This window comes from Arachnia sp. (assembly GCF_057238465.1).
Window position 1 is genome coordinate 125,570 of record NZ_DBHHFZ010000006.1, and the last position, 26,986, is coordinate 152,555.

16 protein-coding genes are annotated in these 26,986 nt (G+C 64.7%); 2 read left to right on the forward strand and 14 right to left on the reverse strand.

Going from position 1 to position 26,986, the window contains the following annotated elements; translation table 11 throughout:
• Positions 1-220 precede the first annotated feature (220 nt).
• Genes ACO6D6_RS08145 through fabD form a run of 10 tightly spaced genes read right to left on the reverse strand, consistent with a single transcriptional unit; the run spans position 221 to position 18,735 of the window.
• Positions 221-928, reverse strand: coding sequence for a 4'-phosphopantetheinyl transferase family protein (locus ACO6D6_RS08145; RefSeq protein WP_484784762.1), 708 nt, complete (start codon positions 926-928; stop codon positions 221-223).
• A gap of 4 nt (positions 929-932) precedes the next feature.
• Entirely contained in the window at positions 933-2,051 is a 1,119-nt protein-coding gene (locus ACO6D6_RS08150; protein ID WP_484784763.1) for an ABC transporter permease, read from the reverse strand.
• The gene (locus tag ACO6D6_RS08155) at positions 2,048-3,196 is read right to left on the reverse strand and encodes an ABC transporter permease (protein WP_484784764.1); all 1,149 of its coding nucleotides are present in this window, start codon (positions 3,194-3,196) and stop codon (positions 2,048-2,050) included. The genes ACO6D6_RS08150 and ACO6D6_RS08155 overlap by 4 nt, the downstream gene beginning before the upstream one ends.
• Positions 3,197-3,219: 23 nt before the next feature.
• Positions 3,220-4,242 (reverse strand): ABC transporter ATP-binding protein, encoded by a 1,023-nt coding sequence (locus tag ACO6D6_RS08160; protein WP_484784765.1) that lies wholly within the window; start codon positions 4,240-4,242, stop codon positions 3,220-3,222.
• Complete coding sequence (locus tag ACO6D6_RS08165) at positions 4,239-5,003, reverse strand: thioesterase II family protein (RefSeq protein WP_484784766.1); 765 nt, start codon at positions 5,001-5,003, stop codon at positions 4,239-4,241. Before ACO6D6_RS08165 ends, ACO6D6_RS08160 begins: the two co-directional genes overlap by 4 nt.
• Entirely contained in the window at positions 5,000-6,949 is a 1,950-nt protein-coding gene (locus ACO6D6_RS08170; RefSeq protein WP_484784767.1) for a beta-ketoacyl synthase N-terminal-like domain-containing protein, read from the reverse strand. The genes ACO6D6_RS08165 and ACO6D6_RS08170 overlap by 4 nt, the downstream gene beginning before the upstream one ends.
• On the reverse strand, positions 6,936-7,916 hold the full coding sequence (locus ACO6D6_RS08175) for a hypothetical protein (protein WP_484784768.1): 981 nt from the start codon (positions 7,914-7,916) through the stop codon (positions 6,936-6,938). Before ACO6D6_RS08175 ends, ACO6D6_RS08170 begins: the two co-directional genes overlap by 14 nt.
• A 60-nt stretch (positions 7,917-7,976) precedes the next feature.
• Complete coding sequence (locus tag ACO6D6_RS08180; RefSeq protein WP_484784769.1) at positions 7,977-12,794, reverse strand: SDR family NAD(P)-dependent oxidoreductase; 4,818 nt, start codon at positions 12,792-12,794, stop codon at positions 7,977-7,979.
• Positions 12,794-17,476 carry an SDR family NAD(P)-dependent oxidoreductase gene (locus ACO6D6_RS08185; RefSeq protein WP_484784770.1) on the reverse strand — a complete coding sequence of 1,561 codons (4,683 nt, stop codon included), beginning with the start codon at positions 17,474-17,476 and terminating at the stop codon, positions 12,794-12,796. The genes ACO6D6_RS08180 and ACO6D6_RS08185 overlap by 1 nt, the downstream gene beginning before the upstream one ends.
• Before the next feature lie 8 nt (positions 17,477-17,484).
• The gene (fabD, locus tag ACO6D6_RS08190; protein WP_484784771.1) at positions 17,485-18,735 is read right to left on the reverse strand and encodes an ACP S-malonyltransferase; all 1,251 of its coding nucleotides are present in this window, start codon (positions 18,733-18,735) and stop codon (positions 17,485-17,487) included.
• 435 nt (positions 18,736-19,170) lie between these two features.
• On the opposite strand from fabD, the gene ACO6D6_RS08195 reads away from it, so the two are divergent.
• Positions 19,171-20,460 carry a glycosyltransferase gene (locus ACO6D6_RS08195; protein ID WP_484784772.1) on the forward strand — a complete coding sequence of 430 codons (1,290 nt, stop codon included), beginning with the start codon at positions 19,171-19,173 and terminating at the stop codon, positions 20,458-20,460.
• Between the two features lie 309 nt (positions 20,461-20,769).
• On the opposite strand, the gene ACO6D6_RS08200 is transcribed toward ACO6D6_RS08195, so the two are convergent.
• The 4 genes from ACO6D6_RS08200 to ACO6D6_RS08215 all read right to left on the reverse strand — a co-directional run bounded on the left by ACO6D6_RS08200 (position 20,770) and on the right by ACO6D6_RS08215 (position 25,057).
• Positions 20,770-21,951: a septal ring lytic transglycosylase RlpA family protein gene (locus ACO6D6_RS08200; protein ID WP_484784773.1), complete on the reverse strand. Its 1,182-nt coding sequence runs from the start codon at positions 21,949-21,951 to the stop codon at positions 20,770-20,772.
• Between the two features lie 259 nt (positions 21,952-22,210).
• Positions 22,211-24,415 (reverse strand): heavy metal translocating P-type ATPase, encoded by a 2,205-nt coding sequence (locus tag ACO6D6_RS08205; RefSeq protein WP_484784774.1) that lies wholly within the window; start codon positions 24,413-24,415, stop codon positions 22,211-22,213.
• Positions 24,416-24,460: 45 nt separating this feature from the next.
• Entirely contained in the window at positions 24,461-24,670 is a 210-nt protein-coding gene (locus ACO6D6_RS08210; protein ID WP_014845400.1) for a heavy-metal-associated domain-containing protein, read from the reverse strand.
• 78 nt (positions 24,671-24,748) lie between these two features.
• A complete protein-coding gene (locus ACO6D6_RS08215) occupies positions 24,749-25,057 on the reverse strand; it encodes a metal-sensitive transcriptional regulator (protein ID WP_484784775.1) in 309 nt (102 codons plus the stop codon).
• Between the two features lie 544 nt (positions 25,058-25,601).
• Here ACO6D6_RS08215 and dnaB point away from each other — a divergent pair.
• The gene (gene dnaB, locus ACO6D6_RS08220; protein WP_484784776.1) at positions 25,602-26,966 is read left to right on the forward strand and encodes a replicative DNA helicase; all 1,365 of its coding nucleotides are present in this window, start codon (positions 25,602-25,604) and stop codon (positions 26,964-26,966) included.
• The last annotated feature ends 20 nt before the right edge of the window (positions 26,967-26,986 follow it).

A 26,986-nucleotide genomic window follows, 5' to 3' on the forward strand; every position in this document is an offset into this window, starting at 1 on the left:
TCGAACGATGACAATGCACCGTCTCAACGTCATGTCGATGAGTTCACCCTTTGACGTGACGTCAGAGTCAAGGCACAACCTGCGATTCTCGCATCCAACCAGCCCAGGCAAGGGGAACTCGATGGCGGTTCCCGGAAGGCCCTGGATTCGAGCATGACGAAGCGCCTTGGACCGATGTCAAATCGTCGATCCAAGGCGCAGGAGTCTCGTCGGGCTTGATTCACCTCCTATTGGGGGTCGCAGACGCTTCCTGGTTCACCGAAGGTCCCATCTGCTCCGCCAGGCTCAGCAAGGTCTCGGCCGGAACGTGATGCACATCGGACGGCCACTGTCCTCCCTCCCGGGTGCACACGCTGAACCAATAGTCGCCGTGCCGCCACGTCTCGAGCTGGAGACCCCGATACTCGCCCCCGCCCTCGGAAAGCCCGGAAAGGTCAATCGACGGCAGTTGGTAGTACAGCCCGCCCCCAAGACATTTGACATAGCTCTCCTTCATTGCCCACAGCCGGATGAAGGCACTGTGGCTGTCGAGGGCTTGGGTGATGCGAGCCATCTCGCGCGCTCCCATGACCACCTCGGCGAGTTCCACCACGTCCAGGGACCGTTCAATCTGTTGAACGTCGACCCCGATCTCGCTCCGGGACACCCCGCAGGCACAGAGCTCAGCAGAATGGGAGATGTTGAACTCCGTACCCTCCACCGCTGGTTTGCCGTAACGGGAGTATCGCCACGGCAGACCGGCAGCTTCTGGGCTCTCCTGCTGCAGTCCGAACATCGCCAACCAGTAGGCCACTACGAGATTCCGGGCATCCTGATCGGATCGGAACTTCTTCCAACGGACGCGACGATCCGGGGGCATCAGACGCGCCATGCGGCGGAGATCCTCCTGAGTAATCGCGTCGCCGTCCCGGCAGACGTAAAGGGCCATGCCGTCACCGGTGCCTTTCGGTCCTGACGGCCACCGTCACGCCGAACAGGACAGCGGAGATGCCTACGAGGAACCCGATCGCAGGTAGCGCTGCGCCGATGGCGCCGGTGCTCATGACGGCCTCGGCCCCGTCGAGATACCAGTACACGGGTAGGAACTCGCCAATCCTCTGAAGCGCCTCAGGCATCAGCTCGCGTGGCCATAGGGCACCAGCCAGCATCACCATCGGGATGTCGATGAGCGTGTTGATGGCACTGCCCATGAGTTCGTTCTTCACGAACCGGAACACCAGCATGGCTTTGGCTACGCAGAACAGACCGAACGCTGCCGACAACCCGACGATGGCGGTCTCCTGGATGTGGTCGCCGTAGGAGACCCCCGCCATCTTCGGCAGCATCTCCATGACCGCCATGAGCTGAATCATCGTGATAGCGAACAGGGACGCAATGTACTGCCCGAAGTAGGACAGACGCGAGGTTCCAGACAGCGTGACCCGATCGTAGATGCCGCGAACGCGGTCCTGCAGCAGCAATGACGCACCTGCGGTCATCATGAGAAGCATCGAGAACGCCAAGTAGCCGAGCGTCGTCATGGTCTTGCTGGAATCCTCCGCCGCAGCGCTGGAAAAGTTGCGGTAGTCGCTGGAGAACTTGTTCTTCACGAAAGCGTCCATGCCGGAGTAGAAGGCCTTCTGATCGCCCGCAGCAGCGTTACCGATGCTCTGGACGCTGCTCAGGTAGGTATCAATGCGGACCTTGATGGACTGAGTCTGGTTGGTCCCGCTCTGAACGTACAGCTGGGCCCGGGCAGGCTCGCCGGCGATGATCTTTTCCGTGTAGCCCTTGTCGAATACAACGGCGACATCATAGTTCGAGCCGACAATGCCCTGCTGAATATCGCTCCCGGCGTCGATCTTGACGACCTTCGAATCACCGGCGAAGTTGTCCATGAACTGCTGCGTCAGCTGAGTCTGGTCCTGGTCGAGGACGCCGATGGACCACTTTGGTTGTTGAGTCGTAACCTTCACGATGAAGACGTTGAGCAGCACGGGAATCAGCAGCAGGAAGACCCAACTGGATCGTTTCCCAAGAAGCCGCTTGAAGTTGTTCAGGATGATGGTCATGCCAGTCTCCTTCTCGCGCTGACCATGCTCAGCGCCGCCAGGACGACGGTGATCGCCCCGAGGACGCCGAGGTAGTTGATGGCGTTGCGTGTGGTCTCCCCGAACATCAGGCCGAACAGACCCTCACGGGCGTAGTAGCTGGGGGAGATCAGTTCCAACGGACCAAACTTCGCCACGACGAAACCACCGGCCAGGAACGTGGAGCCGAGGATGGCGACCTGCAACAATCCTTTGGTCTTTCGCTCGCTGCGCGTCATCGTCATGACAGTCATGCCGAGGGCGATGGCCAGGACTCCGAAGATGTAGACGAAGGCCAAGGTCAGGGGCAGATTCTGGCCCCAGTCGACGCCGAAGAACTGGCTCGTGACGCCGATGTAGATGGCGCCCTGCGTGAACGGGACGAGGCTGAAGGCCAAAAGTTTGCCGAGGTACTGCTGCCACGGCTTGACCAGGGTCAGGCGGGTGCGCTTGCCGACGACACCAAGGAAGTCCTCGTGCATGCCGCCGAAGCTGCCGTATTCCGTGCCGTACAGCAAGAGGAACAACAGCATGCCCACGGCGTAGTAGCTGAACCCGGTGAGGTTCCGCGACGAGGTGACATCGTGCAGTTCGACACCCTGACTGGTTCCAACACTCCCTGATGAGGTGTCGCCCCCAGCGGTTCCGATGGACTTGACGGCCCACGCGGTGTTGGCGCCGCTGTTGAAGCTGTCGACGACGGAGCTCACCACGGGATAGTTGATCCCCGAGTACTTCTTCATGTACACCTCTACGGTGCCTCGACCATTGTCGGCGGCGAGATTGTCGGAGAAGTCCTTGCCGATGTAGAGCATCGCGCCGAGTTCCCCGTCCTCGACCTTTTGCTGTCCGGCCTCGAAGCTTTCGAGTTTTGTGAAGGTGGCTATCCCTTCAAATCCCTGAATAGACGTGAGCTGGGTGAAGTACTCCTGACCTCCATCACCGACGTCCTGGGAGTAGTAGCCGATCTTCACCGGGTCGATGTCATTCTTGCTGAAAGAAGAATTGAATGCGCTGCCAAGGATGAACGTCATGAGGACGAAAACCCCGAGACGGAACAGAATAGGTTTCTTGTCCATCCACACCGATTTCAACGAGTACAGAAACTGTGTCAGCAACAGGTACATCAGTCAGATCCTCTCGATGATTCTCAATCGCGCAGGGTCTTGCCGGTCAGGCTCAGGAACACAGCCTCGAGCGACAGCCGTACCTCGCTGAGACCAGCGACATTGGGACTGGTCGCAAGCACGCATCGCGCAAACTCGGCGAAGTCGGCACCCTTGTCCAGATGTGCCCGCACCTTGACGCCGTCGACCTCGATGCGGTCACTGGTCAGGCCAGGAGCCTCAAGGCGCACCGCAGCCTCGGCCGCATCCCGGGTGGAAGCCAGGGTGATCTCGACTACCCGCTCGTTGGTGTGCCGGTCAACAACCTCCTGGAGACCACCCGAGGCGATGATCTCGCCATGATCCATGATGGCCACCTTGTCGCAGAGGGCCTCGATCTCCTCCATGTAGTGCGATGTGTACACGACCGTCGTCCCGCCAGCGGCCAAGGCCTTGACCGACTCGAGGATCGCGTTACGGGACTGCGGATCAACACCAACAGTCGGCTCATCCATGATGAGCACCGACGGGTTGTGCACGATCGCGCACGAAATGTTGAGTCGACGCTGCATCCCACCCGAATAGTTCTTGGCCTTGTCCTTGCGGCGATCCCACAAACCTGTGAAGTTCAAGGCGTCATGTACCGCCTCCGCAAGAGCCGCGCCACGCAACCCATTGAGCTTCCCCCAGTACGTGACATTGTCGATACCGGAAAGGTCCTCGAAGAAGGCCATGTCCTGCGGCACATAGCCGATCTGACGCTTGACGTCATCCGTGAGGCGATGCGCGTCGCACCCCAAGACCTGCACCGAGCCACCATCGGGCTTCAGGAGTCCCAGGATGAGGTTGATGGTGGTCGACTTACCGGCACCGTTCGGGCCAAGCAATCCAAACAAGTCACCCTCGCAGACCTCGAGATCCACTCCCTTCACAGCATCGGTCTTCTTGAATGACTTTCTCAGACCCCGGGTCTCGATGACAGCCCCGGGTCCATGACGTTCAGCATGGGGCTCGGGCCGGAACTCGGCAACCGGGATGCTGTCGTAGTTACTCTCACACATAGTCATCGATGTTCTCCTTCTAACGCGGAACAGCACAAGGGCTGGGTTGGAACTGGGATGCGGGCCAGGAGGCCCCTGACCGTTTGAAGCACCACCTCATCGCCCTGGAAGCAGAAAAAGTGATCCCCCGGTGCTTCCAGGAATCTGGTTCTCCCCGAGGAGAGGCGGGCCCACTCGGTCACAGCAGCAGGATTTACCGATGGGTCATCCCGTCCGTTGACCACGGTGATGTCACAGGCCATGCGATGGTGGCGCGGCCGCCATGTGTAGCCCTCGCAGAGCTTGAAGTCGGCACGGAGTACGGGGAGGAAAAGTTTCCGAAGCTCCGGGGCGGCGAGCGCTTCTCGAGTGGATCCGCCATAACCCTGGATCGCGGCAATGAACTGCTCGTCATCCAAGATTGCCGAGTACTTGGTGCGGGTACCGGTGTTCTGGGGAGCTCCCCGCCCCGAGAAGACGATGTGCAGGGGCAGCACGGCACCCCACTCGCGGAACACGAAATATGCCTCGTAGGCGAGCAAGGACCCCATCGAGTGTCCCCAGATGGCATAGGGCACGGACGGATCGCGGTGCGCTTGAATCTGGTGGGCCACGTCGCGTGCGGCCGCATAGGCGTCGTCGAAGAGGTCCTCGGATAGGCGGCGGCCGTGCCCAGCGAGCTCAATCGGGGTCACGAGCACGTCCTCTGGCATGATGCGACGCCAGCGATAGTAGGGCGCAGACGAGCCACCTGCGTGGGGTATGCAGAACAACTGCAGTCGGGTCATCGATTGATCCTTTCCACGAACCCGGCGGGCTTGCCCACCAAGGATGCGATTACCAACTTGAGTCGGTTGACTTGTTTGCGCTTCGGCCAACAACGGACCATGTCGAACGGGTAGGCGGGTCCCCGGACAAACCTCTGGTCCTCGGGGGCGAACAGCTCTGACAGGGCCAAGCTGTCGCCGTCAACGAAAGCCTGGGCACACTCGATGAGCGCGCGGCCTTGAAGAGAGCGCCTCCGCTTGCGCAGCGCCCCTCGGCCGAGGGTGGCGTGGACGACGCCCGCTGCAGGGCTCCACGTCCGTCGGAACTCTCGAAGTCGGGCGAGCAACTCGTCACGACCAACGGCGAGGACGGCCAGACGTTCGTGGCCGTGGTGGTGGGTACGGCAGCACGCCGTGTAGCAGAAAGCCCGGAAGTCCGCCTCGTCCAAATCTGCGAGAAACTGGATCTCTGCATCAAGGTGCCGTTCGAAGGACGCCCGACTAGCGGCTGAGACGCAGTAGAGGACCTCCCCCTTACCTGCGACGGGCGTTGGGGGCAGCAGTGGGGCCTCCTGAACGACGGCGAGCACATTGGAGCCCCCGAAACCGTAGCTGTAGGCTATCGCGGCCCGAGACCCGCTCTTGGGCGGCTCCCACGGCTGGGTCACGGGCGGCACGTAGAACGGGGAATCGAGCAGATCTGCCTCTTCCATGGGAGAGTCGAAATGCGGCAGTCCCGGGATGTGGCGATGTTCGATCGCCAAGGAGCAGCCAATGAGATTGGCGATGCCGAGGCCCGAATTGACATACCCGAGGGTGCCGGTAAGAGCATTCATGGCGCAAAACTGGTTGCGTTTGGTGAGCTGCCGGAAGCCCGCCGCCTGGCCGGCTAGCTCCAGTGCCGTCTCCAGGCCGCCGGAATACCCCTCCCCCAGGAACAGGCCAATGTCCTCGGGGTCGATCTCAGCGCTCTCGACCGCATCCCGCACCGCTTTGGCGATGCTCCTGGGTGAACTGGACATGAACTCACCTTCGGCGCCGTTGTTGTTCATGGCGACACCCCGGATAACACAATGAATGGCGTCGCCGTCGGCGACGGCCCGCTCCAGCTTCTTGAGGACCACGAAGCCACAGAACTCGCCGCCGAAACTGCCTGCGTCATGGCGGTCAAACAGCTTGGTGGCGGTGTCGTCGCTCTGGGCCATGGAAAACCCAAGCCGCGTGTACTGGTGAACCGGGGTGAAGTCGACGTAGAGTCCCCCGACGAGAGCTGTCGAGAAATCGCCGTTCGCGATGCCGCGGTAGGCGTTGACCACCGGGACCAGTGACGAGGGGCAGCTGGCATCGACGACATAGGAGGGGCCATGGAGGTCAAAGAACATCGAGATCCGTGAGGCGATGCCACTGGTCCAGCTTCCGAGTTGCTGGTTTAGGGGGTCGGCAGCGAACGTGTTCTTGTAGACGAGTTCAAGGAAAGACCCGAGCTGCTCCTTCGTGTGGTTGTAGCCGACGATGACGGCCATGTCATTGTCCGCGATGGCTTCCCCCGCCATACCCGCGTCCTCGAGCGCCCGGTAGGCGGTCGCCAGGCTGAGGCGGGTCCGGGGCGAGAGGTGCTCGGCGGAGTGCTGGTCGAACCCGAAAACCCCGCGATCAAACAGGTCAAGGTCCTCAAGGTAGCCTCCCTTGGCTGCCAGCCACGGGTCTTTGGTGACTGCGGGAGGCACCAGGCAGGCCACGTCCTCGAGTCGGTCCAGGGGGCAGCGTCGGATGTAGGAGTCGCCGCTGGCCCAAGTCGTCCAAAGCGACTCGTAGTCATCGCCGCCCGGGTGGGCGACGCCGATACCGATGACAGCCACGTCCGTGCGCTGGTTTATCTTCCGCAGCAGGTCAACGGCGAACTCGCGGCTGAGATCACCCCTCTTGAGGCCCTGGAGGACGGAGGCGACGAGTTCAGGCGAACGCATGTTTCTTCTCCTCTCGCACCGCACCCCGGCCGCTCGTATCCACTGTCTCGGGACGCAGCCCTGTCAGGCGCCTGACCGGCAGGAGAGTGTCGCCCTCCAGGTGGTGAAGCAGGCGGTCGCGTTCCTCCTGGGGAACGCCCTTGAGGTCGAAACATGTAGTGATCATGGCGCTGAGGCGACGCAGCACCGCCCACACCTCTGGCGTCCGCCAGTTGCTCACCGGGCCGCCAAAGTGCGCCCGGGTCCTGCGGATGGCCGTGACCAGCTCCCTGAGACGCTGCCGGGAGTCAGGCTGGTCAAGCCGGTCGGGGGTCCCGGCAAGGATGCCGAGAACCCGATGGGCCAGGTGATCAAGGTTGAACAACTTGCGCTCGTTTAGGATGTCCGTGACGCGAGCCTGGTTCCCGTGACGATCTAGTGCGCCCAGCAGCAGCGTCTCCGGCCGGGCCGATGCGAGGGCGGTGATCCCGGTGTCCCCGGGGCCGATCTCGAGCAGCGCATCGAGGCGCATCGAGGCGAGCCGCTCAGCGGCCGCCGCACGGGGCCAGTCCTGCTCGAACTCCAGTGCCTGGATGAGTTCGGCCAACTCCCGTGGGTGCCTGCGGGGGCGGTAATCGGCGACTGAGACCACGGGACGTGCCACACGCCGGGGGCGGACGGAACCACGCCGGGTCGCGAGTCTCAAGGCCTCCCGGAGGGTGACAGCACCCGCCGCCACGAGGGCAGCGAGGACGCCGACGCCCTTGCCCACGAGCACGTTCCCCGGGACGGGGAAGGTCTGGCGGTACAGGCAGTACAGGCCCACGGATGCCGTCAGCACCGCGGCCCGACGCTCGTGCGCGGCCAGGCCCCTGTCCCTGCGAGTGGGGTACAGCACCCGTCGGGTCAGGCCGCGGCTGACCACCGAATCCAGCTCTTCGTAGCCACGGCGCACAACGGCGTAGTGCTCGTAGGTCTCGACAGCCATGCCAGGTCTGAAAGACTCCACGTCGGGGAAGAGAAGGCCTAGCCTCACGATCCGGTCCTCTCAGTTCTGACCGATGTAGGCCAGTAGGGAATCTGCGTCGATCTCTCCGGACTCAAGTTGGCCGATCAACTCGTTGTAGGAGCCCTGGGCCGGCATCTCCTCCTCGACGACGGAGCCGATCCCTAGGACCTCGGAGATGTGCGCCGCCATCTCGGCGGGAGTCGCGTAGGTGAAGATGTCCGAGATGCTGAGCACGTCGTCGAAGTGACCGTTGAGCACCTTCATCATCTCCGTAGCCATGATCGAGTTGCCTCCGAGCGCGGTGAACGTGTCGTAGATGTCGATCTCGGAGATCCCGATGACCACGGCGTAGACGCAGGCCACGGTCCGCTCGACATCGTCGAGTTCAGAGTCGGGTTTGCCGAGGATTGCCACGTCGTTGGGATCGATGGCAACAGGAGCGGCACCATGGTCCTGGACGGCGGTTTCCCGCTCCAGTCGGGCGGACTCACGGGCGAGTCGGCGGTTGATCGCGTCAGAGTTGGCGAAACAGAAGTAGCCAGGCTCAATGGCCGCGAAGACCTGCGCGTTGAGGTTCGAGGGAATCACGTGGGTGATGTCCCGGAACATCATGGCCTCGTTGACGACGTTGAGCGCCGAGTGGGTGGACAGCGACTCGAACGGGGCGCGCGAGTCGTCGACGCCGTGATCGACAGCCATGCCGATTTCGCTCCAGCCCGGCCAGTTGATGACCCGGGCTTTGATGCCGCGCCGGCGCAACTCCGTCGTGAATCCATCAAGGAAGCTGTTGGCCGCCGTGTAGTCAGACTGGCCGGCGCCGCCCAGCAGCGACGTCATGGAGGAGAAGCTGAGGTAAAGGTCGGGCTCATCGCCGAGGATGCGATAGAGGTTCCGAAGCCCCGCCGCCTTCGGATCCAGCACCTGGTGGAAGGTCTCCAGATCTTTGGAGAACAGGAACCCGTCCCCTGCGGTGCCGGCACAGTGGACAACCCCGCGGATCCGACCGTAGGTGGCGCGCAGGCGGCCAATGAGCTGGGACATCTGGGCCTCATCCGTTACATCCGCACACGCCAATTCAAGTGGGGCCCCAGCGGCCTGGATCTCAAGCAGGTTGCGGACGATGCGTCCGGTCCTGTCGTCGACGCAGGCCAGAGCTTCCCACTGGGAACGATCGGGCAGAGGACGGCGGCTGACTAGGCACACAGGCGCTTTGGACTGGGCCAGGGCCATGCCTGTGGCTGACCCAAGAGCCCCAGCTCCGCCGGTGACCAGGTAGATACCACTGGCGTCACCGGCCTTGCTCACGGACGGGAAGTCCTGAGACGTCGACTCGACGAGGACGGGTTGATAACGGACGCCACGCCGGTAGCCCACCAGGGTCGGGCCAGTCCCTGCGCTGAGGGCCTCGTTCACAAGCGTGGCGATCTCGGTACGCCCATCGGTGTCGATGGCCTTGTGACAGAAGGTGACACACTCGTGTTTGAGGGACTTTGTCATGGCGAGCAGCGCAGTGTGGGAGGCATCGATGAACGGCTCGTCGCCATCGATCTGGTGGGCGTGGTCCGCGACCACGACGAGGTCGAGCCCGCCTTTGGCCCTTGTCTGGAGCAGCTTGGTCAGGTGGACCAGGCCGTCGACACCCTGACTGATTCCACGGTCGAGGTCGGCATCGTCCCAGGCGGCGCGATCGGGATTCCAGCCGGTCACGACGACGGCCGCGTCGAACTGATCCGTGGGCAGTTGCCGGACTGCCCATTCGATCGACGAGTCGTCAACGGAAGCCATGACCCTGTTCGGGGCGAGCACGTGGTTCTCTTCACCGAGGATGATCTCGTGGACGGCCGGCGCGCAGGTGGCCAGCTCTCGCTGCCATGGGGACGAATCCACCTCGGCGCTGGAGACCAGCAGAATTGGGCGCTGCCAGGGCTTCCGGGCACCGGGCTCGGTTGTCTCGTGCCACTGCAGCCCATAGAACGAAGAGGAAGTGAACTCGTTGAACTTTGGCACCCGTTTCATGGAGTAGCGCTCGACCCGACCGATGACGGTGCCATCCTCGTTGACGAGCGTGATCTCGAAGACCATGACGTCGTCATTGGCGTGGACACGGCGGGAACGGGCGTAGAAGCGCCGGCTCAGGCGCCCGCGCAGCTCCAAGCCCTCATATCCCAGGGGCAGGAAGAAGTTCGGGGCCATGAACACGAGGATCTGGATGTGGCTGAAGGCGCAGTCCAGCATGCCCGGATGGAGCCAGTACTGGCCGAGATCCTCACGAGTGGCGTCGCCACCGAAGTCCATGACGCTGTAGGTGACGTCCGGGTCGCTGATGGAGCGATAGCCGAGGGCGGTGTGCTGCCAGCCCGGCCCGAAGTTCGGGATCCCCTCGGCAGGGATCCTCTCGAGGTCGGGGTCGGCGGCCAGTTGCGCCAAGGTGGGTTCGGGAGCCGGCTCTGGACCGGTCTGAGGGGTCACGTGGCCGCGGGCGTTGAGCACCCACTGGGCGCCCTCGTCGTCGAGGCGACTGACGACCTCGACCTGGTCCCGCTCGCCGTCCCGGCTGATCCGAATGTGGACGATCACATCCCGGTCGGGGCTGGCCAGCACCGGCGTGATGTAGTTCATGTCAGCAACGGTGATCCCCGCCGTCCCGTAATGGTGCCGCAGCGCCTCCGTGATCATCTCAAGCTGCACCGTTCCCGCCACGACGAACGTGTCCATGAGAACGTGGTCTGCCACCGGCCAGTGCGTCTTCGGCGACAACCTGGCCTCGTAGATTCCGAGGTCGAGCGAGGTCACGAGGCAGCGATCGACGAGCGGGTGCGGCAGCTCGCCCCAGTCGTCGGCCGGCACGGTGTCGGCAACGTGCGAGACGCGAGGGCGGCCCCAGCAGGGGCTGGGCTCGAATGGGTAGGTGGGCAAGCAGACGCGGTGTCCTGTGGCGAACAGCTGGGCGAAGTCGATGCCGGCACCGCGGACGTAGAGAGCAGCCAACAAGCTGAGCTGCTCGCGGCTCGGATCGGTGTGGGCGAGTTCGCTGACGAGCGTTCGCGCCTGGTTGCTGAGACGGGCAAGTTCGGCCTCGGTGACGTCGCCGGGTTCCCGGTGTGTTTTTCGCTGCGGCACGATGCGGTGGTGGCCAATGTGGACTGTACCGTTCGAGGGCGTGATCGAGCCGATGTTCTGCTCGGCAATGCGGTTGGCCAACTCGTCGACAGTATCCGCGACGATCGCGAGCCGATGGGTGTAGTGGCCGCGACCTCGTGCTGCGGTGAAGCAGATGTCCTCGAGGCTCGCCCCGACGTCGCCAGCCAGATAGGTGCGGTATTGATCGACGTAGCGCCCCAGGGCGGCTTGTGACTTCGCGGACAGGACGAACAACCGGGGTTTGGGAACCTCATGTGCCGGGCGCCGGGCCGAGGTGTGGTCGCGCAGGACGACGTGGGCGTTGGTCCCGCTGAACCCGAAGGAGCTGACGCCCGCGTAGCGGGGGGTGTCGCGTCGTGGCCACGGAGTGTTCCGATCAGTGACGTACAGTGGGGAGTCCGAGAAGTCGATGTGCGGGTTCGGCTCATCGAAGTACAGGCTGGCCGGGATGACGTCCCTCTCCATGGCGTGAAGCACTTTGATGACGCCGGCGATACCGGAGGCCCCCACCGTGTGTCCGATGTTCGTCTTTACGGAACCAATGCCACAGAACTGCTTGCGATCGGTCGTGCGTTCGAAAGCGTTCTTGAGGCCGAGCACCTCGATTGGGTCACCGAGCGGGGTTCCAGTGCCGTGACACTCGACATACTCCACCTGTTCCGGGTTGACGCCGGCGGCTTTCCAAGCGGCGACCAGGAGCTCTTCCTGGGCACGGGGGTTCGGGGCGGTCAACCCGTTTGAGGTGCCATCGGAGTTGAGCGCAGTAGCGGCGAGGACTCCGTAGATGTGGTCGCCATCGCGCTCGGCTGCGCTGAGGGTCTTGAGGACGAGCACCGCAACGCCTTCGGTGAACACTGAGCCGGAGGACTTGCCGTCGAAGGCGTGGATGCGATAGTCGCGTGAGACGACATCGCCGGGCCGCCCGGAACGAGGATCGCTGTCATCCTCCGGGGCCTCGACGTCCACATTGCCGCAGGAGATCGCCACGCCACCGGCCAGCGCCATCTCGCACTCACCAGACCGGAGCGCATTGGCCGCGAGATGCATGGCCAACAGGCCCGAGGAGCAGGCGGAGTCCACAACGTACGCGGGGCCGCGCAGATCGAACAGGTAGCTGATTCGGCTGGCGAGGATGCCCTCCCACACACCGGACAGATGCTCGTCAGGAAGCTCGACCATACGCCGGTAATCCGTGGTGTTCGTGGCGTCCCTGCCGACGAAGGACGCAATCCGTCGCCCGGTGATCTGATCCTCCGGGTAGCCGGCGTCCTCGAGGGCCCGCCACATCTGCTGCAGCATCAGCCGCTGCTGCGGATCGATCGATGCGGCCTCGGACTCCGTGATGTTGAAGAACTCGTAGTCGAACTGGTCGATATCAGAGACATACCCGCCAAGGAACCTCTCGAAATCCTCGTCCGAGGGGGTGAACACGGGACGGCCGACGAACTCCGCGAAGTACGGATTCTTGAACACCTGCTCGTGGTGCAGGCGGTTGGCCGGCTTGTTTACCAGGCATGTGCGGTTGTTGATCAGATTGTCCCAGAAGGCCTCCACATTTGGCGACATCGGCAGGTCACAAGCCATCCCGATAATCGCGATGTCCTCACGCTTGCGACTTTCGGAGCGCGTCAATAGTCCCAAGAGTTCCATGGATTCCGATTTCGTGAGGTTGCCCTTTGCGAGTTGTTCCAGGATGACCCTCTTGATGTTGCTCATCAGTTCATTCCTTCGGGTGCAGCGTTAGTCGGCACAGTGGCGGGTGGTTCTTGCTGTTCGTTTACGATGTCTTCGATGCCGACATCCCCTTTGAGGAAGCGGTCGAGCAGTTCGGACAGACCGGACTCATCGGCATCCATGGGGGTGAAAGCGGAGTCTTTCGGACGCGGAATCTGGGTTCTCGCGGTGATGTACTCAGTCAGCTCCGCGATGGTCGAGTAGATGAAGATGTCAGCGATGTTGACTATCCCCGGGAAAGCGCGATCCAGCTCCACCTGGAGCGCGGAGGCCAACAGGGAGTTGCCTCCGCTTTCGAAGAACTTGTCACGGACCCCGAACTCGCGGGAGCCAAGGGCACCGGCCCAGGCGAGTGCGACCTTCTGCCCTGTCTCGTTGAGCGGAGTACTGCCGCAGCCATGAACGATGAGGTCGTCGAAGCTGAACGCCCGCCGCTCGTTCGCGGATGTGGTCGGAGCGTTCTCGAGCAGCATTCGAATGTCGAGCGCGCTGCAGAGGGCATCGACTCGCGTGCTGATCTCTTCGGGGATGAACCGGCCGAGAAGGATCTGAGGTGCGCTCGACCTGAGTCCTTGGGAAAGGAGCTCGGCTCCCTCAGCGTCGTCGACGAACTGCACGAAGCAGTCGGCGGATTCGACTCCATGCGCAGCCGCCATGCCGGATTCGGACCAGCCAGTCCAGTCGAGCGACACGGCTCGGATCCCGGCGGAGCGCAGCTCGGTGGCGAATCCGTCCAGGAAGGCGTTGGCGGCGGCATAGTCGCTCTGCCCTGCGGAGCCAAACACGCCCGTCATGGACGAGCACATGGCGAAGACCTTGAGGTCGTCGGCCATCGTGGCCCGGGTGAGCAGCTGGGTGCCGATGACTTTGGGGGCGAGGACACGCGCAACCTCCTCCCAGGGCTTGGTCAGCAGGAACCCGTCACCCGGGAGCCCGGCGGTGTGGATCACCGCGTCGATGCGCCCGTAATGTTCACGGATCGACGAGATCGCCGAGTCGAGGGCGACCGCGTCTGTGACATCGGCGCGCCAGAGCGACACGGAGGCCCCCGCGGCGCGGAGGGCGTCAACGCGACTGAGGATGCGGCGAGCCTTCACATCGAGGGGCGCGGTCACGTCATGATCGTCCACGTGACGGTTGATGAGCGCCACCCGCAGCCCATCGTGCGTTCGTGTGAGGGCCTCGGCGAAGGCGAGGGCCATCCCGCCGCTACCGCTGATGAGCACGACATCGTCGCCCGCAATCGGCTCCGGGGAGTAGCGTTCCCGGGCGGACTGAGCACAGGGCACCATCGACGGCTCCAGGCGGTGGCCGGCGCGCAGCGCGCTGACTCGGCACCGGGAGTCTCCGCCAGCCGCGGCAAATATCTGCTCGCCGGTGGTGTGCTCGTCAGCGTCGAGGATCCGGATGTTGATGTTGGAGTACTCCTCCGCCAGCGAGAGTGCCATCGCGGTGGCGGCTCTCCCGTAGGCGTTGCCCGGCTCCCCCGGCTCAATCGCCTGCGATCTCCGGGTGACCACCAGGTAGTCGATCCGATGGTGGATGCCGGACTTCGCGAGAGTCTTCACGAGGCTGCCCAACGGGCGCAGAGCCCGCTCGGCCTCGTACTCCAGTTCGGCCGCCGGGAGGCCAAGACCCGGGGTGGCGGGTATGAGGTGGATGACCTGGACGATCTCCTCGAGTCCAACCTGGTAGACGAGACGCCGCATACTGGACTCACCAAACTCATCGGGGCTGCACAGCATCGCGAGGTGTCCCCGGGATGCAGAGACCACGGCCTCCGCGCGTTCACGGTCCGCAGGATGGCTCGCGACGACGAGGCTCTTGCCAGCTGGTGCGGGAGCACCCAGCAGCTCATCGACGCTGATCCACGCGATCTCATGGACACAGTCGTGTTCAACATCACGCAGGAACTCCTCTGGGGCGTTGACGCGAGAGATGGCGTATCGCTCGAAAGCCGCGACGACCTGGCCACTGGTGTCGGTGCACAGGACATCGAACTCCCGCACTTGTTCCCCCTCGGTGGCAGTGGGTCGGCACACCCAGTAGCCCTCGTCCGGCAGCGGCCGGAAGAATCGCGCCCGTTCGAACGCCAGGGGGAGGTAAAGGTTGTCATCCTCCCGCACCATGCCGATGTTGACACCAGAGTCGACGAGTGGCGGAAACAAGCTGTACTCGGCTTTTACCGCAGCCGTCTCGGCACTTACTCGGTAGTACATGAGGGTCTCGCCCTCGGGTCCGAAGTAGATGGCCCGGGGGGAACGCCAAAGCTCACTGCGGATGCTGACGAAGGACTCATAGGTGTCCTTGGCGGTGAGGTTCTGCATGACCGGCCACGAGGCCACGAGGTGACGGATGTCGACGGGCTCAGCGGGGTCGGCGTGGAGCAGAGCGGCGTCGACGCGGCAGTGTTCCGTCCAGCCCTCGCCGTCGAGCGGACGGCTGCGGAACTCACAGCTCACACCACTCGGAGTCCTCGTGGCCACGCACCGGACAAGACGGGCCTCGTCGCCCCGGGTGCTGAGCGGCTGTCGGTAGTGGAAGTTCGAGAATGTGACGCTACCGCCAAGGGAACGCTCGGTGACGAATCGAGCCATCTCGATAAAGGCCGTCCCCACCAGGACGTAGGTGTCGTTGATGATGTGATTGCCCAGTTCGAAGCAGCCCTCGGCCTCGAGCACGGACTCATAGATGTCGAAGTCCCGCTCATCAATCACGTGCCGATGAACCAGCGGGTGGAGACGCTCGGTCTGCGAAGCCAGGCCAGGCCGGCCAGCCTCCCGCCACACCCGTCGAGCCGTGTCATCCAAGGGAGGCAAGGGGATCCTGCGGCGGTCCTGACCTGGGTACAGGTGGGCCCAGGGCAAGTCCGCGCCGGCCAGGTAGAGGTCAGCCAAGCGTTCCAAGGTGGCACGCCGGTTGGCCCCGGATAGGTCGTGAGTGAGGTCTCTCGCCTGGCGTGTCAGGTCCTCCTTGTCCCGGATGGAAAGGTGACCGGAGCCGTCAGGATCATTGACAACGCGGTGCCATCGGGCATTGGCGAAGTCCTGGGGTGCCTCGACCATGGCGGACATCGCAGCGAGCAACTCGTCCCGGTCGCGGAAGCAGAACGCCACTCGGTGCTCGCCGTGACCACGTCCCACCGCACACGTGTAGGCAGCGTCGGCGAGGTTGACTCCGGTGTCCTCGACGAGCACGGCGCGCAGAGAGTCAACGGCGGCGATCAGCGAGTCGCGGCTCCAAGTTCCAAGGGCAAGCAGGTGAGCTTCGGCCGAGCTGTCGGTCGCCTTCACAGCAGGGGGTTCCTCGACGACCACATGGCAGTTGGTGCCACTGATCCCGAACGAGCTGACACCAGCCCGAAGGGGACTCGGACCTTCCCACGCGGTGAGGCGGTCATTGACATAGACGGGAGACTGACTGAAGTTGATCTCGGGGTTCGGCGAGGTGAAATGGATTGATGGCGGGATCTGCCTGTGTTTCATCATGAGCAGCACCTTGAGCAGCCCAACGATTCCGGCCGCCGCGTCGAGATGGCCGACGTTGCTCTTGACGGAGCCGATGCCGCAAGCCTGTGGCCGGGTCTCGTAGGCGGAGAATGCCTCCGTCAGGCCAGCGATTTCGGCAGGGTCACCCAGAGGGGTTGCAGTGCCGTGCGCTTCGACGTAGCTCACGCTCTCGGGGCTCACGCCAGCGTCGCGCCACGCCTCGCGGATGAGCGCGGCCTGGGAGCCGGCGTTGGGAGCCGTGAGACCGTTGGAGGCGCCGTCCTGGTTCATGGCAACCCCGCGGATGATGCCGTGGATGTGGTCACCGTCGTCAAGGGCCTGACGGGCGCGCTTCAGAACTAGGGCGACGACCCCCTCGCCACCACCGGTGCCATCCGCACGAGCGTCGAAACTGAAAGTGCGCCCTCCGGCAGCGGCGACACCCAGCGGATGGGGACCCGCCTCAGGAGGCACCAGGCCAAGCCTCAACCCGCCGACCACGGCGAGATCGACAGTCCGCGAGCGAAGCTCCCGGCAAGCCAGGATGGTGGCTGCGAGCGACGACGAGCACGCGGTGTCCACCATTACGGCGGGGCCGCGCAGGTTGAGCCAATAGCTCAGCCGTGAAGCGATGATGGAGTTGACCTTCCCTGCGAGGGCGACACCCGCACTAGCGGGTTTGAGCGTGTCGACATCGGGCAGGTAGCTGCCGTCGATGCCGTACGACCCGACGTAGACCCCCGCACGGGTGCCCGCGAGCGAGGTTCCGCCGTAGCCCGCATCCTCAAGTGCATTCATCGCAACGGTGAGGAAGAGGCGCTGGGCGGGGTCCATGAGCTCCGCCTCACGCGGGGCGATGCCGAAGCGCTCTGGATCGAACTGGTCAACCCTGTCGAGGTAGCCGAGTTCAAGGAGCGAGGTACTCAAGGGGAGTCTCCCAGCCTCCAGACGAAGCTGATTGGCGTCGTCACGACGTTCCTCGGGGAACTCTCGTACCATGTCGCGTCCGGCTCTGAGGGCCTGCCAGAAGGCCTCGGCGGACTCCGCCTCGCCGATGCGCGCCGACATCCCCACCACTGCGATGTCGGACTCGGTCGCACCGCGGTTCGTCGTCTCCGCTGGGGTCTGAGGAGCATCGTCGACGAGAAGCGCTTCGAGCGCCTTGACATTTAACATCCTGGCCCCTACCGCAGCGAGGCGTAGTCGAAGTCGGCGAACTCGCCCTGAGTGGCACTGTCATGGAAGAGCTGTCGAATGCGGTCCGCCTGCTCTTCGACGGGAACCTTCTTCGTCGTCAGGATTCCCGTGAGCAGTTTGAGGCCATGACGCATCTCGTCAGGAGTGGCGTCGCGTTCCTCCCGAAGGATGGTGGCGCTGAGCTTCCGCATCTCCTGATAGGGGCGGGCGACGCCACGGCCATAGGCTTCGTTGTCACTGTTGTTGTTGCGCGTCGCGGCGGCGACCCCGAGAGCGCGCGCGACAAAGGGGATCGTGGTGCGACGCACCATACGACGTAGCCCGGCGACCCCCTCAGGCCGGTCGTAGGGGAAGATCTTGACGATTCCGTAGGTGTGCCGCATGAGCTTGGTCAGGACCTCCCCGGGGCCCACCTCAACGCCGTAGACGGTGTTGTGCATCCGCAGCCAGGTCATGATGTCCACCCACCGGACCGGTTCGACCACTTGGCGGGGAAGCAGGTCGGTGATCTGCTCAAAGGATTTGTACGGCTCGGCGGTGACATTGGAGAGCACTGGAACCTGGAGGGGATGCAACGTGATGTCGTTGAGAGCCGCACGGAGCGGTTCGACGACCGGCTCCATGAGGGCGCAGTGGAAGGGCACCGAGACATTTAGGACGACCGCTCGCCAGTCGCGCTGGGTGGCTACCTCCTGGAGGCGCAACACGGACGCCTTCGCGCCGGCGATGACGACCTGGGTGTTGGAGTTGTAGTTCGAGATGGAGATGACCTCGCCTGTCTCCATGGCAATCTCCTCGCACATCTGCTTGACGGCGGGGTGGTCGCGCGTTTGCAAGGCCACCATGAGACCCTCACCCTGCGGAACTGCCTGCTGCATGAGGGTTCCCCGAAGCCGAGCGATGCGCACGGCGTCCGCGAAATCGATGGCGCCCGCCGCGCACAGCGCACTGATCTCGCCGAGCGAATGGCCAGCGAGAACGTCAGGCAGGATGACCTCGCGTTCCGCGATCGTCCGGAACTGGGCGATGCTGAGCGTCAGGATCGCCGGTTGAGTGTTGGCGGTCAGCGCCAACTCGGCGTTGCTGGAGTCGAAGCACAGGGCACGCATGTCGAGGCCGAGCGCATCGCTCGCCTCCTCGAAGGTGCGGGCCGCGACCTGGGAGTCGAGACACAGCTCTTTCCCCATCCCAGGGTATTGGGCTCCCTGCCCGGAGAAGAGATAAGTATTGTTTGCCATCGTCGTATCGCAGCCGTGGTCAGCTGCTCCTCCTTCGCCCTTCCAAACCAGTCACAGGCCGGTGTCACCGTGCTCTGTGTCCAGTGAAGGCGTTGACGGTACGTCAAGGTCAAACGTTTTCGTGGCAAACCTTCGACCGTTTCTGCCACACCGTGACCTCCTCGGCGACGGCTTCTATGACCCAGTCGGCGTTGCCCGTTGGGCACCAGCCGTGAGGTGAACCAGCCATCACGGTCCCTCAAACCTGTTTTTCATCACCGCCCACGAAAGCGTGCAGCACTCCAAGCCACCCCACCATGGTTTCGACACTACCCACTGACTGCCACTCGCAGGTCGGCTCAAACAATTTCACCGTCTCCAATCCCGTTCAGGGAATCCACAGGCATTTTCGGCGCGGAAAACCGTGTGGAGGGCGGTTCGGCTAGAGTGTCGGGCGTGACCGAAGACCCCGAGCACTCATCACGTCGCCTGAAGGTTGCGCAGTTCACCGACAACTACGGTCCCGGCAGCAACGGTCTGATGTTCGCGGTCCAACAGCTGGAGGGCAACCTGCTCGACGCCGGACACGAGGTCGTGGTCGTCGCGCCGAAGGCCAAGGGGCCGAATCCGCACCTGGGGCGGGAGGGCCGCGTCGAACTGCGACTGCCTTCGGTGCGGGTGCCGAACATGCCCACGCGGGTCGCCAACGGCAGGCATTTCGAACGAACCATCGAGCGGATCGGCCAACTCGATCCCGACGTGATCCACGTCCACGGGCTGGGAACCGTCGGGGTGCTCGGCACCTGGGCCGCGAAACGGTTGAACAAGCCGATGCTGATGACCTGGCACACCGACTTCGACGCCTACGCCGACCACTACGCCGCGGTCCTACCGCTGCTGCACGGGGTGGTGCGGGCATTCGCGAGGCTGACCCACGGGGAAATCCTCAACTCAGCCGACCTGCGCGACGCGGCGGTCCGGTTCGCCGACCGGGGCCGCTCCACGGCGACGCTGCTGGGGTTGTGCAAGAAGATGCTGGATTCGGCGGATCTGGTGACGTCGCCGTCGCCGAAGACCGCCGCCCGCTGCCTTTCCCTGGCGCCGGATGCGAACCTGATCGTGGTGCCGAACGGCGTCGACCCGCTGCCGTCGGGTCCCCCGCCGGTGCCGCGCGGCCCGGGTCCGCTGGTGATCTACGTGGGTCGCATCGCCCCGGAGAAGGGATTGCCGCTGCTGTGCGAGGCGTTTGAGCTGGTCGTGGCTCAGCGTCCGGATGCGCAGCTCATGGTGGTCGGCGACTGGCAGCGTTACCCGAAGATCGCGAAGGTCCTCGACGCGGGCAGGCGACGCGGCCACATCATCCTGCCGGGTGAGCAGAAACGCGAGTCGCTGGGGGCGTTCTACGAGATGGGGGACCTGTACGCCTTCCCCAGCCAGACCGACACCCAGGCCCTGGTCCTGCACGAGGCGGCACTGGCTGGCCTGCCGATCGTCTCGGTGGATCCGGAGCTGCAACTGGTGCTGGAACCGGGAGTGAACGCCGAACTCGCCAGCCCCACCCCCGCCTCCCTGGCGGCCGCCATCATGCGGATCATCGAGAAACTGCCCGATGCCCAGTGGCGGGCCCGCGCATCCGAGACCTCGCGTCGCCTGGCGGGCCAGTGGACGATTGAGTCACAGGCCCAGGAGATGCTTCGGATCTACCAGCAGGTCGCCCGGCGTCGCCCCCTCCCCCAGGCTGATTGAACCGGGACGCGAACCTCCCTACCCCAAAGCCGGTTGAACCGGGGCACGAACCTCCCTACCCCAAAGCTGGTTGAGCCGGGGCGCGACGAAGGAGCGACCCGTGTCGAAACCACCCCGCAGCCGGCGGCCAGACCCGACCACCATTCACCCGCCGCACGGTTTCGACACGACCCACTCGCTGATGCTCGTGAGGGTCGGCTCAACCAGTTTGGGGAACAGACCCCCAGGACCCACCGAACCCCTGCGCGGAGGTGGGCGCAGGGGTTCGGCGGGAATTGAGGAAGGGCTCGAAAGCCACGTTCTTATTTGTCAGAGGACCTCGTAGTTGACGGTGATCACCCCGGAGGAGGTGCCGCCGATGGTTTCCATGGCGGCCTTGGACAGGTCCAGGCAGCGTCCGGCGATGTAGGGGCCGCGGTCGTTGATGCGAACCACGACGGTCTTGCCGTTGCTCGGGTTGGTCACCTTGACCTTGCTGCCGAGGGGAAGGGTCTTGTGGGCGGCGGTGAGATCGCTGGGGTTGAACCGCTCCCCGGAGGCCGTCATCTGTCCCTGCCAGTAGTAGGAGGCCTTGCAGGAGCTGCCGTTGGCGGGGCTGAGGTCACCGTCGCCGCCACTACCCGAGCCGGAGCCGCCCTCGGACGACTTGCTGGCCTTCTTCTTGGTACCGACCTGGGTCACCTGGGTGACGGGTTCCTTGGTGACCTGCTCGTTCTGGAGTTCGGAGGAAACCAGCGTGCCATTGTGGTAGACCTCGACGAAGTTCTGGGTCTTGACGCCGTTGACACCCTCGGTGGTGACCTTGGTCTTGCCCTCCTCCAGCTCGTCGGACTTCTCCTCCTTCTTCTCGAAGGGGACCGCTTCCTCCTTGCTGGTGGTGCGCTGCTCGACGTTGGTGTAGCTGATGGCCAGGCCATCGGTGAGGGAGGTGTCCGCGGCGGGGGTGACGACATCGTCCTCGTCGGGGGTCACCTTGGCGGCGGTCAGGGCGTCGCCGACGGTCCCGGCGACCCGCAGTTCGACCGGGGTGCCCGCGGCGTCGATGGTCACGTTCTTGGGGGTGCTGATGTTGAAGGAGAGCCCTTCGCGGCCGATGGCGGCCGACCGGGAAGCGGACAGCTTGGAGTCGGGATCGTTGAGGTTGAGTTGCGTCAGCGCATCTTCGACGGTGCGGGCGGTGGTCCATGCGGTGCGTGCCTCGCCGTCGATGGTCAGCTGGAGCTGACGTCCGTAGAGGACGGTGATCTCCATGCCGTTGGTGATCTTGGTGTCCAGCGACGGGGCGACCACGTCGTGCTCGCCGACGGTGATCCCGTCCTTCTCGAGTACTTGCTGCACGGTGTCCTCGCGAACCGAGACGTTGTGGGTTTCCCCGTCCACGGAAAGGATCACATCGTTCTTGTGCAGTGCCATCGCGACGGCGACGCCACCGGCGATCGTCAGCGCCACCCCACCTGCCACTGCGGCAATAACCACGTGTTTCTTGGCCATAGATCTCTTCCTGGTCTGAGACTTCCCGGAACTTACCGGCTGGGTCAGCCTAGCCGAGCGCAGATTTAATTCCAAACGAAACCTGAGAATCTCTCAGGACCGCGCAGTTCGATTGCAACCCTCGGCCCTCCCAACTGGTAACAGTCCCGCGTCGGCACCCGCATCCCGGGGTGCGAATCCTCACGTGACCACGGGTTTCACAATGACCCCCGATATCCGGGAGGAATTGGTGGGGGCCGGGGAGCCGCGACGGATGGCCTCAGCGGAAGTTACGCAACCTGAGAGAGTTCAGCACCACGAACACGCTGGAGCAGGCCATGGCCGCCCCTGCGATCATCGGGGTCAGCAACCCGAGGGCCGCCACCGGGATGGCCGCGACGTTGTAGAAGAAGGCCCACAACAGGTTGCCACGGATGGTGCGTTCCGTGGCGCGGGAGAGCCGGATGGCGTCCACCACGCCCATCAGGTCGTCGCGCATCAGGGTGAGGTCGCTGGCGGCCATGGCCGCGTCGGTGCCCGCGCCCATCGCGATGCCGAGGTCGGAGGTGGCAAGCGCCGCGGCGTCGTTCACCCCGTCGCCGACCATCGCCACCCGCATCCCATCGGCCTGCAGCCCGGTGATCACCTCGGCCTTGCCCTGCGGCAGGACCTCGGCGTGCACGTCCTCGATGCCCACCTGCGAGGCCACCTCCCGGGCCACGGCCCACGAGTCACCGGTCAGCAGCACCGGTCGCAATCCCAGGTCCCTCAACCCGGCCACGGCCTGCTCGGCCCCGGGTTTGAGCTGGTCGCCGACCACGATCCGCCCCAGCAGCGCGCCGTCACGGACGACGAACACCTCGCTGCCGAGCCGACCGGCCTCGCCGGGGGGCTCGATGCCCTGCTCGGCCAGCAGACGCCGGGAACCCACCGCCACCGGAACCCCGTCGAGCAGGGCCCGCGCCCCGATACCGGGCAGGGCCTCGAACCGCTCCGCCGCGGGTACATCCTCGGCGCGCTCCACGACGGCGCGGGCGATGGGATGCTCGGAGCCGGCCTCCACGGCCGCGGCGACGGCCAGCAGCTCGGCCTCGTCCACGCCCTCGGCGGGCGCGACCTCCAGCACCGACATCCTCCCCGTGGTGAGGGTGCCGGTCTTGTCCAGCACCACCGCCTGCACGGAACGGGCCTTCTCCAGGGCCTGGGCGCCGCGGATGATCACGCCCAGCTCGGCGCCGCGACCGGTGCCCACCAGCAGCGCCGACGGGGTGGCGAGCCCGAGCGCGCACGGGCAGGCGATGATGAGCACCGCGATGCCCGCGGTGAGCGCAAAGGTGGACCCCGCACCTGCGAGCAGCTGCACCATGAAGGTGAGCATGGCCAGCGCCAGCACGGCGGGCACGAAGAACTCCGTGATCCGGTCCGCCAGGCGCTGGGCCCGGGCCTTGCCGGTCTGGGCTTCCTCGACGAGCCGCGCGATCTGCGCCACCTGTGTGGCCGACCCGACCGCCGTCGCCTTGACCACCAGGCGTCCCGTGGCGTTGACCGACCCGCCCACCACCGCCGAGCCCGGGCCGACCTCCACCGGCAGCGACTCGCCCGTGATGACGGCGGCGTCGACGGCGGAACTGCCCTCGACCACCACACCGTCGGCGGCCACCTTCTCTCCGGGACGCACCACGATGAGGTCGTTGAGCGACAGCTCACCCGCTGGAATCGCGACCTCCGCGCCGTCGCGCAGGATCGTCGCCTCCTTCGCGCCGACCTCCAGCAGCGCCCGCACCGCGGATCCGGCCTCCCGCTTGGAGCGGGCCTCGATCCAGCGGCCCAGCAGCAGGAAGGCGACCACGCCCGCGGCGGCCTCGAAGTAGACGCTGCCCATCGGGTCGGCGCGACCGAGGGTCAGCGTGAACTCGTGGGTCATGCCGATGGCGCCGGCATGCCCGAAGAACATGGCCACCACCGACCACAACCACGCCACCGAGGTGCCGAGACTGACCAGGGTGTCCATGGTGGTGGCGCCGTGCCGGATGTTGGTGAGCGCGGCCCTGTGGAAGCTGCGCCCGCACCAGAACACGACGATGGTGGTCAGCAGCAATGCCAGCCACTGCCAGCCGGGGAACTGCAGGGCGGGCACCATCGAGACCGCGATCACGGGGACCGCCAGCGTGAATGCCAGCTGCACCCGCGGCAGGAGCACGTCGGCGCGTTCCTCCCGGGGCTCGACGGTGGTCTCGCGGGCCCCGTAGCCTGCGGCCTCCACCACGGCGATCAGATCCTGGACGGTGGTGCCCTTCGGGGCCTGCACGCTGGCCTTCTCGGTGGCGTAGTTGACGGTGGCCTGCACCCCGTCGACCTTGTTGAGTTTCTTCTCTATGCGGTTGGCACAGGAGGCGCAGGTCATGCCCGTCAGGTCGAGGGAGATCGCCACCGAGTTCTTGGCGCCCCCGGTGGAACCCCGCTCCACCACACCGGTGTTGGTCATCTATTGCTCACCTCCTGCGTGTCCTGTGTGGTTCGTTGCCACGTCTCAGGCCTCTTTGACGGTGTAGTCGCCGGCCTCGGCGACGGCCTCGACGACCGCGTCGAAGGGGATCTTCTCGTCGGATTCGATGACCATCCGGCCCGATTCCCAGTCGACGCTGACGCTCTTGACGCCCTTGATGGTCTGGATCTCCTCGGTGACGTGGGAGGCGCAGTGTCCGCAGGTCATCCCTGCGACGGCGTAGTCGGTCTTCATGGTTGTTTCCTTTCCGACCCCCGGTGCGATCCGGGGGTCTGACGTTTTCTCCGGCCCTTGCCGGAGGGGTTTCCGCGTTCAGCGGGCCAACCGGGAGATGGCGGTCATGGCCTCGTCGAACTTCTCCTGGGCGGCGTCCCCGCCCTCACGCACGGCGGCCGCGACGCAGTGTTCGAGGTGGTCCTTCAACAGGGCCATGGACACCGCCTTGAGGGCGCTGGTGACGGCGGAGATCTGCGTCATGATGTCGATGCAGTACTCGTCCTGCTCCACCATGCGGGCGATCCCGCGCGCCTGGCCCTCGATCAGCCGGAGCCGCCGCAGGTAGGCCTGCTTGTCGGCGGTGTAACCGTGCTGTGCGTGGCAGCACTCGTGTTCGTTTTCCACTCCGCCAACCATACCCCCCAGGGGTAACCGCTTCAAGCGTTCCCCGTCTCCGGTCCGCTTGCCTTCCCGCCATTCGCCTGCCTTCCCGACGGGAACGCCAGCCTTATGGACAAACGCCAGCGCTACAGCGCAAGCACACGACGGCAAGGCAAGCGAACCAGGAGAAAGACACCACACCCACGGCACCAGCCCCGACTCGCCAGCCCACCCGCCAAACGCCAGCCTTCCCGTCGTCCGCTGGCCTTCCCGACGGGAACGCCAGCCTTGTGGGCAAACGCCAGCGCTACAGCGCAAGCACACGACGGCAGGGCAAGCGAAACGCGCGGAAGCCCACCCGGGGCACGACCCCACCATCAATAGTAACGGTTTCATAACGATTCTGAGCGGTTTTCCCCCGACCCCGGCCAGCGTTGCCGTCGCTTCCCCACCGGTCTTCCACAGCTGTCCACAGAGTTTTCCACAGCCCGGGCGGCGGTCGTCGCGGGGCGGGGTTACATTGATGAGTCCGACCGGGATGCGTCGGCGGGGGCCAGGAAGGGAAAGCATGTCGGAGGAATACGCCGAGGAGACGGTGGGGCGCACCCCCCCGCAGGATCTCCAGGCCGAGCAGAGCGTCCTCGGGGCCATGCTGATGAGCAAGGACGCCATCTCCGACGTGGTCGAGGTTCTGCGCGGCAGCGACTTCTACCAGCCGAAACACGAGACCATCTTCGAGTCGATCATCAGCCTCTACGGCCGCGGCGAGCCCGCCGACCCCATCACCGTCGCCGCCGAACTGGGCCGCACCGGCGACCTCCAGCGCGTCGGCGGGGCCGTCTACCTCCACGACCTCCTCGCCACCATCTCCATCGCCGCCAACGCCTCCTACTACGCGGAGATCGTGCGCGAGAAGGCCATCCTGCGACGCCTCGTCAACGCCTCGATCCGGATCGCGCAGCTCGGCTACCAGGGGCAGGGCGAGGTGGACAAGATAGTCGACGAGGCCCAGCAGACGCTGTTCGAGGTGACGGGCGCCAGGGCCAGCGAGGACTACCGGTCGCTCAACGACCTGATGGAACCGACCTTCGACGAGATGGAGGCCATCGCGAACTCCGGCGACGCCCTGTCCGGGGTGCCAACCGGTTTCAACGAGCTCGATTCCCTGACCAACGGCCTCCACCCCGGCCAGATGGTCATCGTCGCCGCCCGCCCCGGCGTGGGAAAGTCCACCTTCGCCCTCGACGTCTGCCGCGCCGCAGCCATCCACCACGACCTGGCCACGGTGTTCTTCTCCCTGGAGATGAGCCGCACCGAGATCGTGATGAAGATCCTGAGCGCGGAGGCCTCGGTGCCGCTGCAGAAGATCCGCGGCGGGCGCATGGACGAGAACGACTGGCAGCGCATCACCGACCGCTCCGTCACTCTCTCCGGGAAACCGCTGTTCATCGACGACTCCCCCAACCTGACGATGATGGAGATCCGCGCCAAGGCCCGTCGCCTCAAACAGCGCAACAACCTTCAGCTGATCTGCATCGATTACATCCAGCTGATGACCTCGGGCAAGAAGGTGGAGTCCCGGCAGCTGGAGGTCTCGGAGTTCTCGCGCCAGATCAAGCTTCTCGCCAAGGAGCTGGAGGTGCCGGTGATCGCGCTGTCGCAGCTCAGCCGCAACGCCGAGCAGCGCAAGGACGGGGTGCCGCAGCTCGCCGACCTGCGCGAATCCGGGTCCCTCGAACAGGACGCCGACATCGTGATCATGCTGCACCGCCCCGAGCTCTACACCCAGAACCCCACCGACGAGGAACGCGGCCAGGCAGCCTTCCACATCCTCAAGCACCGCAACGGCCAGCTCGACAAGATCGACGCCCTCTTCCAGGGTCACTACTCCCGATTCACGAACCAGCCGGTCGCCACCTTCAACCCGACCTGACCCTGAAGTGCTGCGCGTGG